14 protein-coding genes are annotated in these 17,931 nt (G+C 38.8%); 11 read left to right on the top strand and 3 right to left on the bottom strand.

Features of this window, described 5'->3' with window-relative positions; genetic code table 11:
- Positions 1-686: 686 nt before the first annotated feature.
- The 8 genes from glmM (at position 687) to H6G08_RS01915 (ending at position 10,327) form a co-directional block, all read left to right on the top strand.
- A complete protein-coding gene (gene glmM / locus H6G08_RS01950; RefSeq protein WP_190538624.1) occupies positions 687-2,144 on the top strand; it encodes a phosphoglucosamine mutase in 1,458 nt (485 codons plus the stop codon).
- Between the two features lie 59 nt (positions 2,145-2,203).
- Positions 2,204-3,877 (top strand): hormogonium polysaccharide biosynthesis protein HpsL, encoded by a 1,674-nt coding sequence (gene hpsL, locus H6G08_RS01945; protein ID WP_190538623.1) that lies wholly within the window; start codon positions 2,204-2,206, stop codon positions 3,875-3,877.
- A 189-nt stretch (positions 3,878-4,066) separates the two neighbouring features.
- Positions 4,067-5,227, top strand: a complete 1,161-nt coding sequence (locus H6G08_RS01940; protein WP_190538622.1) for a glycosyltransferase family 4 protein — start codon at positions 4,067-4,069, stop codon at positions 5,225-5,227.
- Between the two features lie 21 nt (positions 5,228-5,248).
- Positions 5,249-6,235 (top strand): hormogonium polysaccharide biosynthesis glycosyltransferase HpsN, encoded by a 987-nt coding sequence (gene hpsN / locus H6G08_RS01935; protein ID WP_190538621.1) that lies wholly within the window; start codon positions 5,249-5,251, stop codon positions 6,233-6,235.
- 77 nt (positions 6,236-6,312) lie between these two features.
- Positions 6,313-7,491 carry a hormogonium polysaccharide biosynthesis glycosyltransferase HpsO gene (gene hpsO / locus H6G08_RS01930; RefSeq protein ID WP_190538620.1) on the top strand — a complete coding sequence of 393 codons (1,179 nt, stop codon included), beginning with the start codon at positions 6,313-6,315 and terminating at the stop codon, positions 7,489-7,491.
- 77 nt (positions 7,492-7,568) lie between these two features.
- On the top strand, positions 7,569-8,786 hold the full coding sequence (gene hpsP / locus H6G08_RS01925) for a hormogonium polysaccharide biosynthesis glycosyltransferase HpsP (RefSeq protein ID WP_190538619.1): 1,218 nt from the start codon (positions 7,569-7,571) through the stop codon (positions 8,784-8,786).
- A gap of 211 nt (positions 8,787-8,997) precedes the next feature.
- Entirely contained in the window at positions 8,998-9,636 is a 639-nt protein-coding gene (locus H6G08_RS01920; RefSeq protein ID WP_190538618.1) for a peroxiredoxin, read from the top strand.
- Between the two features lie 106 nt (positions 9,637-9,742).
- Complete coding sequence (locus H6G08_RS01915) at positions 9,743-10,327, top strand: Uma2 family endonuclease (RefSeq protein ID WP_190538617.1); 585 nt, start codon at positions 9,743-9,745, stop codon at positions 10,325-10,327.
- A 160-nt stretch (positions 10,328-10,487) separates the two neighbouring features.
- Here the strand turns inward: H6G08_RS01915 and H6G08_RS01910 are convergent, their stop codons facing one another.
- The 3 genes from H6G08_RS01910 to H6G08_RS01900 all read right to left on the bottom strand — a co-directional run bounded on the left by H6G08_RS01910 (position 10,488) and on the right by H6G08_RS01900 (position 15,300).
- Positions 10,488-12,725: a dynamin family protein gene (locus H6G08_RS01910; protein ID WP_190538616.1), complete on the bottom strand. Its 2,238-nt coding sequence runs from the start codon at positions 12,723-12,725 to the stop codon at positions 10,488-10,490.
- Between the two features lie 158 nt (positions 12,726-12,883).
- A complete protein-coding gene (locus tag H6G08_RS01905; RefSeq protein WP_190538615.1) occupies positions 12,884-14,965 on the bottom strand; it encodes a dynamin family protein in 2,082 nt (693 codons plus the stop codon).
- 14 nt (positions 14,966-14,979) lie between these two features.
- Positions 14,980-15,300, bottom strand: a complete 321-nt coding sequence (locus tag H6G08_RS01900; RefSeq protein WP_190538614.1) for a DUF3040 domain-containing protein — start codon at positions 15,298-15,300, stop codon at positions 14,980-14,982.
- A 332-nt stretch (positions 15,301-15,632) separates the two neighbouring features.
- Here H6G08_RS01900 and H6G08_RS01895 point away from each other — a divergent pair, with 332 nt between their 5' ends.
- The 3 genes from H6G08_RS01895 to H6G08_RS01885 all read left to right on the top strand — a co-directional run bounded on the left by H6G08_RS01895 (position 15,633) and on the right by H6G08_RS01885 (position 17,875).
- Positions 15,633-16,529, top strand: coding sequence for an ABC transporter permease (locus H6G08_RS01895; protein ID WP_190538613.1), 897 nt, complete (start codon positions 15,633-15,635; stop codon positions 16,527-16,529).
- Positions 16,530-16,587: 58 nt separating this feature from the next.
- Positions 16,588-16,791: a hypothetical protein gene (locus H6G08_RS01890; RefSeq protein WP_190538612.1), complete on the top strand. Its 204-nt coding sequence runs from the start codon at positions 16,588-16,590 to the stop codon at positions 16,789-16,791.
- 172 nt (positions 16,792-16,963) lie between these two features.
- A complete protein-coding gene (locus H6G08_RS01885; protein ID WP_190538611.1) occupies positions 16,964-17,875 on the top strand; it encodes an ROK family protein in 912 nt (303 codons plus the stop codon).
- Positions 17,876-17,931: the final 56 nt, after the last annotated feature.

Genomic DNA, 17,931 nt, shown 5'->3' with positions numbered 1-17,931 from the left:
TTTGAGTTTATTTACTACCCAAATTTGACTAACTCATAGTTAGCCAACACAAAGTATGAGTAGTTGCTTCATACGTATGAATTCGTATGCGACACAAATTTATACAGCTACTATTTTTGGAGGTTGTATTCGTATAAATCTTTAGAACAGCATTTGAGAGTATATTAACAGCATTAGCAAATTTACGATAGTAATTTGGCATAAAAAAACTTAATTTAACCTTTTGCGCCGGAAATCCCTTAGTTCCATACAGTACACTGGGGCATGTAAACACGGAGATTCCCCGCTGGCAGAGATGATTTATTAATTTCCGGTTCTCCAAGAAATTAAGGAATCTTCACGAATAACCAGAAAATTTAATAAGTATTTTCTCTAGTAAACAGTATTCTTATATTAGAGATATGCTCTAAAAATCACAAATATATTTAAGTAAACGTGTTAATTTTAATGGGATAAAAAACAAAAAATCGCGATCGCCAAAACTGGTATCAGTAAATATGCAGTGATTTTTTCAAAAATTACTATCAAGCAATTGGGGTCACAAGTAAGCATTAACACTGATAAATGTGATACCCGTGATTTTTATGATCTAGTTACTTATGCAAATTAAGCGGTAATAAGTCAGAATTGTTGAACAAAGTATAAAGTGCTATTCTCCTGTGTGATTGTGTGGAGTGTTTTAAGATATGGTTTCATCAATAACTCGAACTCAAAGCGGACTTAATGAAGTTTCTGCAATAGCAGACAATATTATCGCCAATAATTTTGCCCCAAATTTAATATCGCTACCAAAAAATCCCTTGTTTGGTACAGATGGGATTCGCGGACGAGTAGGAGACTTACTCAATGCACCTTTAGCATTGCAAATCGGTTATTGGGCGGGGATTGTTTTACAGACTCACGCCAAGCGCTTGGGCCCGGTAATTCTCGGACAGGATTCCAGAAACTCCAGCGATATGTTAGCAATGGCTTTGAGTGCAGGGTTAACAGCAGCCGGAATTGAGGTTTGGTATTTAGGTTTATGTCCTACACCATGCGTTGCTTATCTGACAAGCATTACAGATGCTATCGGCGGGGTGATGATTTCTGCTAGCCATAATCCACCAGAAGACAACGGGATTAAAATCTTTGGTGCAGATGGTGGAAAGTTACCACTAGCATTGCAAGCAGAAATTGAAGCCGGACTGCGGGGTAATAAAGCTGTTATTGGTGTAAATAATTGCGGACGCCATTATTCGCGTCAAGAATTAGTGACAAATTATGGTGATGCGTTAAAGCAACCTTTGCAAGGTGCAGTAAATCTTCAGGGAATGAAGATTGTTTTAGATTTAGCCTGGGGTGCAGCTGTGGGGTTAGCCCCAAAAGTTTTTCGGGAAATGGGGGCAGAGGTTATTTGCTTGCATAATGAAGCAGATGGCGATCGCATTAATGTTGATTGCGGTTCTACCCATTTAGAAATGCTGCAAGCTACAGTACAAGAACATAACGCTAACGTTGGTTTTGCTTTTGATGGCGATGCCGATCGCGTGTTAGCTGTAGATAGTACAGGGAGACAAGTTAACGGCGATTACATTCTTTACCTCTGGGGACGCCACCTCAAGCAACAGCAACAGCTACCAGATAATTTGATCGTTTCCACCGTGATGGCTAACTTAGGCTTTGAAAGGGCTTGGGAACAGCTAGGCGGAAAATTAATTCGCACTGCTGTGGGCGATCAATATGTGCAAGCCGAAATGTTACGCACTGGGGGAATGCTAGGCGGCGAACAGTCTGGTCATATTTTGTGTCTGCATTATGGCATGACCGGAGATGGTTTGTTAACAGCTTTGCATATAGCAGCTTTAATTAAAGAAGCTGGCGTAGAACTTCATGAAATGGTAGACCAAAGCTTTCAGACATACCCACAACTATTAAAGAACGTGCGCGTATTAGATCGCGATCGCCGCATGGCTTGGAAAGATTGCGAACCCCTACAAAAAGCGATCGCCCAAGCCGAAACAGCAATGGGTGATGCTGGCAGAATTTTAGTGCGTGTTTCTGGCACAGAACCAGTTATCAGAGTTATGGTGGAAGCGGCCAATGCAGAATTGGCTCACCACTGGACAAACGAACTAGTTTCTCAAGTCCAGCAACACTTAGGATAAACAGTGCTGTAGTGCTGAGTTATACGTAATTCAGACTCAGCACTACAGTACTGAAACCAATGGCGAAACCCCAGAAAAAATCTTCTAAAGTTGGAAAATCGAAAAAGCGTAGGCGTAGCCCGCCGCAGGCATCGCAATCTGAAAAGCCTACCCTTAGCCTCAAAGAACAGCTAGCCCAAAAGCGCAAAGCTAACCTAGCCAAAAAAGAATTTATTAGTTTACTAACCGCCGCCGTCGGTGGCGGTTTCTTCTTGGGTATAATACTGTTTGCCGCAGGTGGAATTAAAGCAGCAGTTCCCGGCATTTTAGCAATTATTATTCTTTCCTTAGCTTACAAATATCCCCGTCAAGCTTTATTTGCTTTTATAATTTATGTTCCCTTTGGCGGCACTATTACTTATTACATCGGTAATAGCCCTATATTGCAATTAGCTAAAGACGCTTTTTATATTCCCGCCTTAATCGGAATTTGGCAAAATTGTCGCCAACAGGGGTTACCTTTCATTATTCCCAAAGCTATTAAAATTCCCTTATTTATATTATTAGGCTTTTGTTTATTAACCTTACTATTTATTAATGGTGGACAGCAGTTTAACCCGCCGCCTGTAGGACTATTAGAAAAACCAGTCAAGGAAATACCTTTAGGTATGGGTATTTTAGGACTCAAAGTATTTTTAGGCTATGTTCCCCTGATTAGTTGCGCTTATTATTTAATTCGCAATCAAAAAGACTTTCTATTTTTATCTCGGCTACAAGTTGTCCTCACATTAGTTTGTTGCTTCCTGGGATTTATCCAATATTTATTATTACTAACTGGCGTATGTCAGGGTACCAGAGGTTATGTAGGAGATGCCTTATTTAGAGCTACTTTAGAAGCGCGATGTTACTTTGGTGGCTCATTATTATATAGTCCCGAAGAAGGAGTAATTCGCCTCCCTGGAACTTTTGTAGCGCCTTGGCAATGGGCATGGTTTTTAATTTCTAGCACCTTTTTTAACTTTGCAACTGGCTTTACAGATCCAGCGATAATTTGGCGATTTATCAGTTTAGGTTCCTTAGCCGCAGTCTTTATTAATGCTGTAATTTCAGGGCAGAGAATTGCCTTAGCATTAGTTCCAACATGCTTTATAGTGTTGCTGTTTTTAACAGGTCAAATTGCCAACTTTAAACGTTTTATACCCATCATTTTAGGATTGGCGACGATTCTGGGAATTGCAATGGTAAATAACCCAGAAGTAGTTCAAGAAAGATTGGATAGCTTCACTACTCGTTGGGAAGCTGCTCCACCCCAAGAGTTTATAATTCAGCAATTTAACGATACCTTAAAAAATCTCGATAACCCATTAGGAAATGGCTTAGGAAGAGCCACTAATTCTGCTCGTTCAATGGGAGAAACAAAACTTATAGAAACCTACTATCCTAAAGTAATTTATGAAGTGGGAATTTGCGGATTAATTGGCTTCTTACTTTTGGTTACTACTCTCACAAAAACTAGTTTTAAAGCTTATCGTTCCCTAAAAAATCGGAACTTACGAAGTTATGGCGCAGCTTTGTGGGTATTTATAGTATTTATTAGCTATAACACCTATTATTATCCTCTAGATGTCGATCCAGTCGCCATTTATTACTGGTTTTTCGCCGGAGTTCTGTTTAAATTACCTTTACTAGATCAACAAGATCAAGAAAATATAGCAGCGCAATCTAAAGCTAAAAGAAAACGCTCATTAACTTAAGAAATTATCTACAAATAAATCATCAATAAAATAGTACCGTAAACTCTCGGAGGGCAGATACTTATTTGTAGACTAGGCTAGATTCAAGATTTAGCTTAATCTAATTATGTTCATAATTTGCACGAGCGGTATTAAAAATCATTTTTTTACATACAATAAAAAATATTTAATTTAATTAACAATATTCAAATGATAACAATACTCATAGCCGGAGAAAAACATCTTAGTATTCCTAACCTACCTCGAAACTCTAGACATACATTAATTAGCTCTAAACCATTTCCTTCAGGCAGGTATCCCTTAGAAAGGTTTTGGCATCCTTTTAACAGTTTAAATTCTTGGCAAGCTTTTAATAAAAAGTATCAGGTTATTCATGCTTTTAATAGCATACAATATACCAATAAACCTTGGTTCGTCACTTTTGAAGACCATAGATTTTTATATAGAAATCCTAAAAATAAGTTTGCAGAAAAAATTTATAATATCTTGAACGAGCGGTTAGCTTTAGAAAATTGTCAGTACTTAATAGCTATATCCGATTATGCCAAACTGAGATTTATCAACAGAACGCAAGATTGGTCTATTGCTCATAAACTACAGGAAAAATTAGTTGTTATTTCGCCAAATTTTGCAGTTAGAACTAATCAGCATAAAACATACAATCCAAATGATAAATTACAACTAATATTTGTGGGTAACCATTTAGCACGTAAAGGTGGAATTGTTGCTTTAAGACTAGCCAAAAAAGCAGAAATATTAGGATTACCTATTCATATACATATAGTTTCTGGCTTAAAACATGGTGCAGGAGTACCTACTGATTATCCCGATTCATCTAAATATGCAGATGACTTAAAGTTATTAGATTTACAAAATGTCAGTTTATATCAAAATATTCCTAACGAACAAGTTTTAAATTTATTATCACAAAGCCATTTTCAAATTTTAGCTACATTACATGACACTTATGGCTATAGCGTAATTGAAGGTTTTTCAGTAGCTACGCCGGCTATTACTACTAATATATGTGCTTTACCAGAATTTGTACATCCTGGTGAAAATGGCTATCACTTAGAATTACCTATTAATGAAATACGTCATTGGCTTAATTGGATGCATGGAGAAAAAACCAAAACTGATGAATATTGGGAAATTGTAAATAGCACCTATGATTATTTAGCAGAAGCAGCACTGCAAAAAATCCTCCAATTTTTTGACAGAAATGATAAACGATCGCATTATGAATATCTCAGTTTAGGTGCGCTCACTCAAGCCAAAAATTTTCATAATGCCGTAAAATACAATGACTTTTTTGATAACCTTTATGCAACAGCATCTAAATTAATTTGATCTATTTAGCTATAAAAAATCATGAGTGATTTACCTTTAATTTCTGTAGTTATTCCTACTTATTATCGTGAAGAAGCATTAAGAGATACTGTAGTAGATATCCTTAAACAAGATTATCCGAATTTTGAAGTTCTAGTAGTAGACCAAACGCCAAAACATCAACCAGAAATTCAAAGTTACCTAGAAGAAATGACAACAGCAGGTAAAATAAAATGGTTCCGTTTAGATTGGGCGAGTTTACCAGGGGCGCGTAATTATGGTATCCGTCGCTCACAGGGTGACATAATTTTATTTATTGATGATGATGTTCAATTAAAGCCAGAGTTTTTATCAGCCCATGTGAAAAATTATTTGCAAAAACCAGAAGTAGGGGCTGTTGCGGGACGAGTATTTGACAGAATGAAATTAGGCGATTCTGGAGGAGAGTTGGAAATTGAATATCTTCCTCCGGAAGCCATGGAACCGGGAGTTGCTTGGTATCACATAGATTTAGTTCACACTATTAAACCTCAGCAAGTGTTAACAGCTAGGGGTTGTAATATGTCTTTTCGTCGGGAAATTTTTACTAAATATGGGCTGAGATTTGACGAAAGGTTTCGCGGTAGTGCTGTACGCGAAGAATCAGATTTTTGTTTGCGGGTGCGACAGACAGGATATAAGATTTGGTACGACCCAGAGGCTAATTTAGTGCATTTGGGTGAAGAGACTGGGGGTTGTCATGATATTAGTATGCGATCGCTCGAATATCAACTCACCTTTTACCACAATCATTTTTTACTCGGTCTGAAAAATCTGACGGTTAGCCAAGCTTTACGCCTTTACGCCCGTTTATTTGATTGTCACGTACTGGGACGACCTCCTTGTCATAAAAGCGGTTCTCCTATCAAAATCTTGACTCGTGGCTGTTTCTATATTTTGGGTTTTCTCAAAGCTTTATGGACTGTCATTCAATCAATTTGGAATGATGGACAAATCTATAGTCGTCTTGACCAACAAAATTTTAATTAGTTTGCAAATATATAAACCTTGTTTTTAGGGTGGGAATTACCTGCCTGATCAATTTTCCTATATTAATGATATTAGCTATGAAAATTTTAGTTGCTAGCCATACTTATATTGTAGACTTAAATTGCCAAAAATTACGCGCTTTATCTCAACTAGAATCGGGAATTGAGGTTACGGTTGTTGTTCCTAAAAGATGGCGACCTGGTGGCGTACAAAATAAAATTATCGCCACAGAATACCGCGATGAAGGTGCATTTAAAATTGTACCTATTGCTAATTTTAGTCAAAATCAGCAAGGATTACTCACATTTGGCACAGATTTAATCGCTTTATTACAACAGTTTCGCCCTGATATAATTCAGGTAGAACAAGGTTCTAGAGGACTGGCTTATACTCAAGCGATCGCACTAAATTTACTTTTGGGTTTAAATGCCAAAAATATTTTTTTTACTTGGTGGAATTTACCCTATAAACTAAAATTACCAGTTGCTTTATTAGAAAAATATAACCTAAGTCACAGCCACGGGATTATTTGTGGTAATCAAGATGGGGCAGAAATATTCAGACAAAAAGGCTATAAAAGACCGATAAAGGTTATGCCGCAGTTAGGTGTAGATGAGCAATTATTTACTCCTCAAACGCAACCAGAGTTAGCTGATCAATTAGGTATTTTATCTAGTGATTTTGTGGTCGGATTTGTGGGTAGATTTGTGCCAGAGAAGGGTTTATTAACACTTTTACAAGCATTGATTAGTATCAAAGATAAATCTTGGAAGCTACTTTTATTGGGAAGGGGAGACTTACAGACGGAATTACTGAAGATAGCAGCAGAGAATCAAATTCAAGAACGAGTAATTATTATTGAAAGCGTTCCCCATAATGCAGTACCTGAATATATTAATTTGATGAGTACTTTAGTCTTGCCATCAGAAACTACATATAAATTTAAAACTTTAACTGCTATTGGCTGGAAGGAACAATTTGGTCATGTAATTATTGAGGCGATGGCTTGCAAAGTTCCGGTGATTGGTTCTAATTCTGGTGAGATTCCTCATGTAATTAGTGATGCTGGTTTGGTATTCCCGGAAGGAGATGTTCAGGCTTTAGGGAGTTGCTTAACGCAATTAATTGATAACCCTGAATTTGCTATGAGGTTGGGGTGTATGGGGTATCAAAAGGTGATGGATAAATATACGAATCAGGCTTTGGCGCGACAGCAGTTAGATTTTTATCAGGAAGTTGTTAATAGTAAATTTTAATTTTAAACGCAAAGGGGCGCGGAGGTTTACGCAAAGGGGCGCAGAGAAGAGGTTATGTTGGAGGGATGGATGAATTTATGAAAATATTACAGGTTGTTCCTTCTGTTTCTCTTGTTTATGGGGGGCCTAGTCAAATGGTGTTAGGATTGGCTCCGGCTTTGGTAAGGGAAGGTGTAGAGGTTACGTTAATTACTACTGATAGTAATGGTGATAATGGACAAAAACCTCTGGATGTTCCGTTAAATTCTCCTGTTAAACAAGATGGGTATGAAATAATTTATTTTCGTTGTGCGCCGTTTCGTCGTTATAAGTTTTCTCTAGATTTACTTGCTTGGTTAAAATGTCATGCTGGTGAGTTTGATTTGGCGCATATTCATGCTTTATTCTCTCCTGTGAGTAGTATGGCGGCTACTATCTGTCGTCAGCAAAGTTTACCTTATATTTTGCGACCTTTGGGAACTCTCGATCCGGCTGATTTACGGAAAAAGAAATTATTAAAACAGTTATATGCAGCTATTATTGAAAAGCAAAATTTGGTTGGTGCATCTGCAATTCATTTTACTAGCGATCGCGAAGCGAAAACATCCTCAAAATTTGGGGTAAATACGCAAGATTTAGTAATTCCTTTGGGTGTGATTCCGCCTAAATTTACCAACGAACAACAAAAGAATTTAGTCCGCCATCAATTAGGGATTCTGAGTGATGTACCTGTAATATTATTTATGTCGCGGATTGACCCAAAAAAAGGGTTGAATTTGTTAATTCCCGCTTTAGAAAAACTATTAGCGATTGGTTTTAATTTTCATTTTGTCTTGGCTGGAACAAATCCCCAAGATCCCGATTATGAACAAAGTATCATTACAAAAATTCACAATTCATCACTGCGATCGCACTGTACAATTACAGGCTTTGTCACTGGCGAGCTAAAAGCTAGTTTAATGCAAGCTGCTGATGTGTTCGTCTTGCCTTCCTACTATGAAAATTTTGGTATTGCTGTGGCTGAGGCGATGGTAGCAGGAATTCCTGTGGTAATTTCCGACCAAGTGCATATTTGTCACCAAATACAGGAAAGTCAGTCAGGCTGGGTAGGTGGATTAGATGTCGAAGTACTGGTAAATTTATTGCAAACGGCTTTAGAAAATCCCCAAGAACGCCAACGTCGGGGAATAAACGCCAAACAATATGCACTACAAAATTATAGTTGGGATGCGATCGCTCGCCAAACTATCGCCGCATACCAGGAAATCTTAGGGAGACAAGGAAGAAATAAATCTTTCAACTCACCCCTCATATAAAAATCTCTCTGACTTACCCTCTAATCCCTTTTTATAAGCATACCTTCTGCCTTCTGCCGTCTGCCCTCTGCCTTTTCATTGAGCTTTTTTAAGGGAAATTACGTAATATCAAATTTTCTTTCGCGTCTCTTAACCCGATGGGAAAACCGGGGTTTTATGTCACGTTTGCGTAGTAGAATACTTAATGCCTTCTAACTACAAGGAAGCTCTCATGACTCTGCGTCTAGGTGATACAGTACCCAACTTTACTCAAGCCTCTACACATGGCGATATAGATTTTTACGAATGGGCAGGTGACAGCTGGGTAGTGCTGTTTTCTCACCCTGCCGATTTTACACCTGTTTGCACCACCGAATTAGGGACGGTTGCTAAACTAAAACCAGAATTTGACAAGCGCAATGTCAAAGCGATCGCTCTCAGCGTTGATGATGTAGAATCTCACAACGGATGGGTGGGTGATATTGAAGAAACCCAGAGTACAACTCTCAACTACCCAATTTTGGCAGATGCAGATCGTAAGGTTTCTGACCTGTACGATATGATTCATCCCAATGCTAATGCATCTGTGACAGTGCGATCGGTTTTTGTCATCGATCCTAACAAAAAGCTACGTCTGAGTTTCACATATCCCCCCAGCACAGGACGCAATTTTGATGAACTGTTGCGAGTCATTGATTCTCTGCAACTAACAGATAATTACAGCGTAGCTACACCAGCTGACTGGAAAGATGGAGATGATGTAGTAATTGTCCCCTCTTTGAAAGATCCAGAAGTGTTGAAGGAGAAATTCCCCAAAGGTTACGAGGTAATCAAACCTTACTTGCGGATGACACCCCAGCCTAACAAGTAAGTCTGAAAATCATTTCCTATTGTCTGTTTTTCAGGCGCGAAGGTAAAACTTTGCGCCTTTATATTTATGCGTGAAAATAAAGATAAAAGTTAGTCTGGTAAGCATTATGTTCTCATCTCCCTTGGTGTTGCAACTTCCACCATCAATGCAAATGACAGACGAACAATTCTTTGAGTTTTGTCAGGTAAATCGTGACTTACGTATTGAGCGTAATACATTAGGAGAGATATCAATTATGCCACCCACGGGTTCAGAGTCTGGCAATCGTAACTTCAATATTGCCTTACAGGTAGGAGTTTGGGCAGAAAAAGATGGTACAGGTATTTGTTTTGACTCCAGTACAGGATTTAAGCTATCAAATGGTGCAGATAGATCCCCTGATGTTTCTTGGATGAAATTAGAACGCTGGAATAGTTTGTCTTCTGAACAACAACAAAGATTTGCACCTATTTGTCCAGATTTTGTGATTGAATTGCGATCGCCTAGCGATAATCTCCAACCTCTCAAGGATAAAATGGCAGAATATATGCGCGAACCAGGAATACAATTAGGCTGGTTAATCGATCGTCAAAATCGTCAAGTTTATATTTATCGTCCTGGTTTATCTACAGAATGTTTAGATAATCCTGATACAGTCAGTGGAGATCCGGTGTTACCTGGGTTTATTTTGAATATGAGTAAAGTTTGGTAAATACAGCAACCTTACATTATTTGTGAAAATCCTCTTTCTTATCTTTCTTCGCGTACTTAGCGCACTTCGCGGTTCGTTATATAATTTTCCTTTTACAACTTATCTGAAATTGCTGTAATTGTATCTTCCTCAGTTTACTCCTGTATTCTCAGGATTGAGATTAATCCGATAAAATGGTATAAGCTTCATTAATTAATCGCATTTTTTCTTGAGCTTGTTTTTGTAATTGTGGCTGATTTACAAATAAATCTGGATGCCATTTTTTTACTAAGCTTTTATAAGCCTGTTTCACTTCATTAATGGATACACCAGGCTGTAAACCTAAAATACTATAAGCGCGAGTAATTTTATCTTTTTCGGCTTGAGTTTTTGGTTGCTGCGGTGCTTTATTACTTTGGGATGTCTTCTGCTGTTGTTTGTTAGCTTGATAACCAGGAGAACGCATTTCAGCTTTCATTCTTGCTATCTCCTGATCGATTTCCCAATTGCGAAAATTTGTGTCTACTTCTGCGGGATTGGGTGAAGTTGAAGCTTTGGGTGGAGGAGATGTATTCACGCGCTGATTTGAATTGGCTTGATTAGTCTCAGCAGTTTTATAGGAATATCTATATGTTGAGGATGTAGAATTATTCGCTTTTTCTTTTTGGGAATAAGTTGTTTGTTCCTTTTCAACTGGTGGGGTATATGGTATATATTTAGGTGTTTCTCGATAAGGTTGATAATTTGTCGGTACTTTAGCCTTACTTAACTGTTGTACTAATTGATTAAAACTAATTTGTAATTGCTGTAAATCTTGTCTTTTATGAGCAATTTCTAGCGGTTCTGGACTACCAGAAAAACGAGTTACCCTTTTAGCTTTATACTCAAATTCTCCTAAAATAGCTAATCCTTGATTGCTCAATTCAGTGAAATAATCTTCAGTCACACCTATGCAAATTTTCGCAACTTGCTGATGATAGGATTCCTGTGCTGATTTATCGTCAGTTTCTTGAATATTTTTGTTTAATAAATAAGAAATACTCCCAACTACCGCCGCACCTACAGGCCCCCCTAATAACCAACCAATACCACCACCAACTGCAACAGCACCAGCAGGTTCTGTTAAATCGTTATTACTCCCTGGTTTTGGCGGTAATGTAATTTGTGGTTCGCTAGGTAAGGGAATAGATAAATCTTCTGGCCTTTCTTCTTTAAAAAATTCGTAAGCTTGATACAGCCATTTCATAATATTTAGTTGTAACTCGCTGAGGTCTTTTTTTAAAGTACCGATTTGCCAAGTTTTAAATTTATCTTCGGCAATTGCAACTGTAGCCTCAGTTTGATATTTCTTCAGCAGATTGGTTAATTCTAGCCAATTGCGTAATTCAGTAAAACTCTTATTTAAGCCTTGTTGAATTAAATTAGCGGCTTTTTGTTTAACTTCAATTTTTGCATTCTCTTTCTCATCAAAAGACTTAACTTCTTTGAGTAGAGGGTCAATTTTTGCTTGTAAATTTAATTGAATTTGGGAAGCGATCGCCTGCACTCTCGGTAATCGCACATCGCCCCGATTTTGTTGTAAAATAGTGACTATATTTTGCAAAGCTGCTTCAAAGGTTGCTAACCCGCTACTCGTAGCACCAGCAGCATCACCTTTTAATCTCGCTCTTAACGCAGGTAACGCATCTACACGATATAAATTACTAAATCCTGGCGGTAATTCAGCGCGAAAACTTTCCGCAACAAATAGCAGGCGATTTTGTACTTGCTGTTGTTCTTCGGGTTCGAGTAAGTTAATAAAATTAGCAACGAAAATAACCGTTTTAATACCCCTATCTAGTAGCCAATCGCGCAGGTTTTCCCGTTCGCCTAAAGTCATTAACTTGCGTGCATCAAGTAATTGTACTACCAAATCTGTGGATAATAGGCGATCGCGTACTAAAATATCTTGGGCTTCGCGATCGTTTGTACCAGGTAAATCTAATAATTCTATACCCCTGGCTAAAAACGGATGGGGACAAAAAACTTCTACAGATGCTACATCTTGACGCATCTGTCTGTTCCCATCCAGAATTGCATATTGCTGTAAAATTTCGGTACCGCTACGATAAATTTCGGTACCATCTCTTAACATAATTCGCGTGCGTAAATCGCTACCATATTTAACAGTAATCGCCGCGCCTGTAGTGGGAATTAAATCAATTGGTAAAGTGCGATTTCCTAAAATGGCATTTAATAAGGTAGATTTACCATGATTAAAAGGGCCAAATACTGCAATCTGAAAGTTAGGATTAGTCAGATAATGAGAAATAGTATTGATATCTTGAACTAGTTGTGAGTTGCGCTCTAAATTTAGCAATTTAGATGCAGATTTAAGCGCGTTTACTAAATCCTGATAACTTTCAGATTGTTTTTGCATATCTTTTTGACTTGTATATCTAATACCAAGACATCTCTCTGTGTTCTCCGTGTCTCTGCGGTTAAAAAATAATTTATTCAACCACAGAGACGCAGAGGGCGCAGAGATAAGAGATGATAAAATATTAGTCATCTCTTAGTATTATCTGTGATGAGGATTTAACTATAGTAAGCGATTAAGTTACTATAGGCAGCTTCAATTTTTTGCAATTGCTCTATCACCTGTTCCTGCAAACTTTTCAGCCGCTTTAATTCACCTTCGCGATTAATTTCTTGTGTGGCTTTTTGCTTGAGGAGATTATCTAATTCCGATTTGCGAGATGTGATATCGTCGTTAATTCGCTTGCTCACTTCTCTTTCATAAACATCAAAACATTCTTTAACTGCATCATATACAGTTTGCGATTGCTCGTGAGCTACTTGGGGTAGGTGTTTAACTAACTCTTTCTTGGCTGTTTTTACTAATTCTTTCCGCGCTTGATCTGCTTGGAGAAAGCCTACACCTAAACCTAGCAATGCAAAGCCAATCGGCCCCAGAAAAATACCTGTTACTGCTGTAATTATACCGCCAATACCAATCACAGTGAAGTAATTTAATAAGATATTTTTCCAATCAAATCCTGCGCCAGCTAACGCCACACCAGCTAAATTACCTCGCGATAAAGATAACAACCCCATCGCCCATTTTGCCCATCCGGGAGAGTTATCATCTTCAGTAGTAGAAGATGCATGTACTTTGACTTGTTGTCCGGTTAACTTTTCGGTAATTTGGTCTGTAACTTGGCTATAAGATGCGCCATATTGTGCCGCACTTACAGAAAGTTCTCTAAATGCGCCATTTATATCTTTTTCTGCTGTTAAAGTCCAAGCTGAAAATTTATCAGTAATGTATTGCTCAAACGCTTTTTGCAAAGCCGTATTAAAAGCATCTCGCTTACCAATACTGAGAAAATCGAATAAATTTAACTCTGGTTGATAGCGTAAGAAATCTGTTTCAAAGGTATCGCCTAAGCCTAAAACATAGCTGCGGAATGATTCGGAAATTTTTCTCGCTTGGGTGTCTCTAGTATTGATAATCTCTTTTTGAAATTGATCGCGGATATTTGTCAACTTTTTAAATTCTGGTTCTACAGAATCAATTTTTTGTTTCAATTCATTGACATCTTTATCCAGCAATGGTAATCGTCTATCTATGGCTTCGCGAGTGTGATTACAAGCTTGTCGCGCTAAGGTTCTGACTTGTCGCAATTCCGCGATCGCACGTTCTCTGGTAAGAAATGTATTCAAAGATCCCATAAACTCAGGAAACCCAGTTCCAGTCAAATCAGCTTCGGGATTTTTTAATCTTTTTCTCAGTGCTTGAATTGAGGAAAGTTCAAATACACGCTCATTGTAAATACTCTGTCCATCTACATAGCAATATTCTGCCAAATTCGCTTGAAATACTTGTCTCAATCTCGCTTCGGCGGCGCTTAATTCTTCCACATCATCAGGATCTATGAGCGATTCTTTTACCTGATCCCAAGCATTAATTAAGAAGAAAACGCTCAATCCTCGACCTTTAATATAATTTTCTAAATAGCGACGCTCACCTAAAGTACAAGGTTGAGATGCTCTCATGACAAACAAAATTGCATGACAATTATTGACATATCCTAAAGATAATTCATTCCGCGCTTCTGTATCATTTAATCCAGGACTGTCAACAATCTCAATTCCCTTTTCTAAAAGAGCTAAAGGATATTCAACCACAGCATAATCAACATCAGGAAAAGCTTGTTTTTTCTCCTGTTCTAATTTCTTCGCCTCTGCTGGATCGATAGTATATTTATATTTAAAGCTTTGAAAATCTAGCTGTTGCGGACTTTTACCATCATTAAAGTGAATTGTGACTTTTTTCTCCGGCCCGTAGCGTAAAACTGTTAATACAGCCGTGCAAGGATTCACATCGCTGGGTAATAAATTCTCACCAATTAAGGCGTTAAGAAACGTACTTTTACCTCGTTTCATATCGCCTAATACTAATAGGCGAAATACACCTTTTTGCAGATTTTTACTAGCTGCTGTAATATCTTCAATATCTCGTTCTAAACTCAGTTTACCAGAAGAAGATTCACCAGCTAATTCTGCTTGATTAATTGTGTCAGCAAGTTGGCTCAAACATACAGCCATTTTTGCTCTGACTTGCGCTACACGTTCTAAATCGTTGAGAAATCTGTCAGCCGCAACTTGATTAGTCATATTGACTCTCTAAATTAAGGTTTATTTTTGGGAGATTCCAGAAACAGCTTGTAAGCCATCCAAACCAGCGCGCCAAACATTACAATTCCCGCGACAGCTGCGGCTATCCTTGCAGCAACCAAAACCGCCACGCCAAGTCCAAAAAGCTGTAAACCAAGAATGGCTTTTTTCATCCAAGGTTGAGAGAACTTTTCTGACGGATGCTTGACAGTTTTATGAAAAGGTGCATTAGAAGGATTGAGATCCGCTTCCATTTCCCGAAGTCTTAATTCCACTTCGCGCTGTCTGAGATCGCGTTCGCGCTGTTCTAAGTCATGATTGCGATCGCCTTCCATTGGTTTCCACCTCGTTGACGATAATGAGATATTTTCAGTACTTATAATCCGTATTTATGTATTTTATTTTACTAACAAATAAAATACCTCAGTATAATTTCTATTTTCATGACAATTCTTAACAACACAATTGCTCAGATATATTAAATTTCACCACTTGAGCTTGCTTTTTCGGAATTTTAGCTTTATTACCCAACCCAGTAGATAAGGTGAAGACATGAGATAAACACCTGACAATTGTACAGACGCGATTAATCGCGTCTCTACTACTGACCATTGACAAATGATATGTAAAATGGTCAGCGTATCTCGCTCAATGTAGGCGATCGCTCATGGCCATGACAAAACGGCAAATGCCGTCATTTTTACGCTTTCCCAAAAATCCGAATCTTTCTCAAGTGTTAATGTTGATCGGGTTAGCCATTACTCTATTTTTTATCTTCCTAGCTTTCTTTGCACCCGTATTTCAAGCTTGGGGATGGCTACAAAGTCCCACAGAGTTGTTAAATAACCCCGTTTACGATCCACCTTCTGGTAAATATTGGTTTGGTACTAGTCTTTTAGGACATGATGTTTTTTCTCGAACCATCTTTGGCGCTCAAGCTGCTTTGCAAGTGGTGATTTTAGCAACAGCCTTAAGTATGTTAATTGGCGTGCCTTTAGGCATGGTTAGCGGCTATCTTGGCGGCAGACTAGATAAAATCCTGCTGTTTATCATGGATAGTATTTATACACTACCGGGATTACTACTATCAGTAACACTGGCATTTATTGTGGGACGGGGGATATTAAATGCCGCGATCGCTATTAGTATTGCTTACATTCCCCAATATTACCGAGTTGTGCGCAACCACACCGTCAGCGTCAAAACCGAAGTATTTATCGAAGCGGCACAAGCAATGGGCGCTTCTACTTGGACTGTGCTATCGCGCTATCTATTTTTCAACGTTATTCAAAGCGTACCTGTATTATTTACCCTCAACGCCGCCGATGCAATTTTAGTTTTAGGCGGTTTAGGATTTTTAGGTTTAGGATTACCAGAAACCGTTCCCGAATGGGGAAGAGATTTAAAACTAGCACTAGAAGGATTATCCACAGGGATTTGGTGGACTACACTGTTTCCCGGTTTAGCAATGACATTAATGGTGGTAGGGTTATCACTACTTGGTGAAGGTTTAAATGAATTTGTCAATCCGCGTTTACGACGACAGAATAGTATTCGGAAATAATTTAGCTCGTTGTGAACATTAATTAGTACACAGACCAATTTTGGATTTGGAGATTCAGGTGAAAGACAATTTGACTTTAGTTGCTGCGGCTACAGGTGGATTTATGCTTTCTGTAGCTTTATCCGGTATTTTACGGGGAACACCAGTTACAGCTTGGCAAGTTGAATCTGGTGTACGCCAAGGGAATGTAAGCAATTTGCAATTTGCAGCTAATAAAAAAGAGAATTCAGAATTTTTTAGCAACAACACCCAAAAAAGCTAAGATGCTTTTTGGGCATTGGGCATGGGGCATGGGGCATTGGGCGATCAATAGAGACGCGATTAATCGCGTCTGTACAATTTTCCTCCTTTTCCTCCTTGTCCCCTTTGTCTTCCTTGTCCCCCTGCTCCCTGCCCCCTGCCCCCTCTCTAGCCCCTAATCCCTAGACTAAAAAGTGGTAAATTCTCAAGTAATTGGTATTGATTTGGGGGGAACAGCGATTAAGCTGGGGCGATTTGACCGAGATGGCAATTGCTTGCAATCTCTGACAGTAGCAACTCCCCAACCATCCACGCCAGAGGCAGTACTGGCGGTAATGGTAGATGCGATCGCTCAAGTCGATCCAGATAATCAAACTGTGGCTCTTGGCGTCGGTACTCCCGGCCCGGCTGATGCTCAGGGACGCATCGCTAAAATCGCCATCAACTTAGCAGGGTGGCGAGATGTGCCCTTAGCCGATTGGTTAGAAGCGAAAATTGCTAAACCCACAATTATTGGTAATGATGCTAACTGCGCCGGTTTAGGCGAAGCTTGGTTAGGTGCTGGGCGCAGTTTTCAAAATTTTATTATGCTGACATTGGGCACTGGCGTAGGCGGTGCTATCTTCCTCAATGGCAAACTATTTATTGGACATCAAGGCGCAGGGGGAGAACTCGGTTTAATTAGCTTTAACCCTGAAGGGCCGATGTGCAATAGTGGTAATCGCGGTTCTTTAGAACAATACACCTCGATCACAGCTATCCGTCGCCGCACTGGTAAAGAACCTTGGGAATTGGGCGCTCTAGCCGCCGCCGCCGATCAAGAAGCCTTGACTTTTTGGCAAGAATATGGTAAAGATTTGGGTATTGGCTTAACCAGTTTAATTTATGTATTAACGCCAGAAGCGATCGTCATTGGTGGCGGAGTTAGTGCAAGTTTCCGGTTTTTTGTGCCAGCCGTCAAAGCAGAAATAGAACAACGAGTGATGCCGACATCGCGTGTCGGTTTACAAATTATACAAGCAGAATTGGGTAATGCTGCGGGTATGGCGGGTGCAGCCAAGTTAGCATGGCAACATATTTCCGAATCTTCAAATATGCATCTGTAATTATCTTGCAATCTGAAAGAATAAAAAATTTAAAATTAAAAATACAGTACAAACAA

Origin of the sequence: Calothrix anomala FACHB-343, assembly GCF_014696435.1 — a bacterium.
Lineage (GTDB): Bacteria > Cyanobacteriota > Cyanobacteriia > Cyanobacteriales > Nostocaceae > Aulosira > Aulosira anomala_A.
The sequence above is the reverse complement of the archived record's forward strand: the minus strand, read 5'-3'. Positions and strand labels throughout refer to the sequence as shown.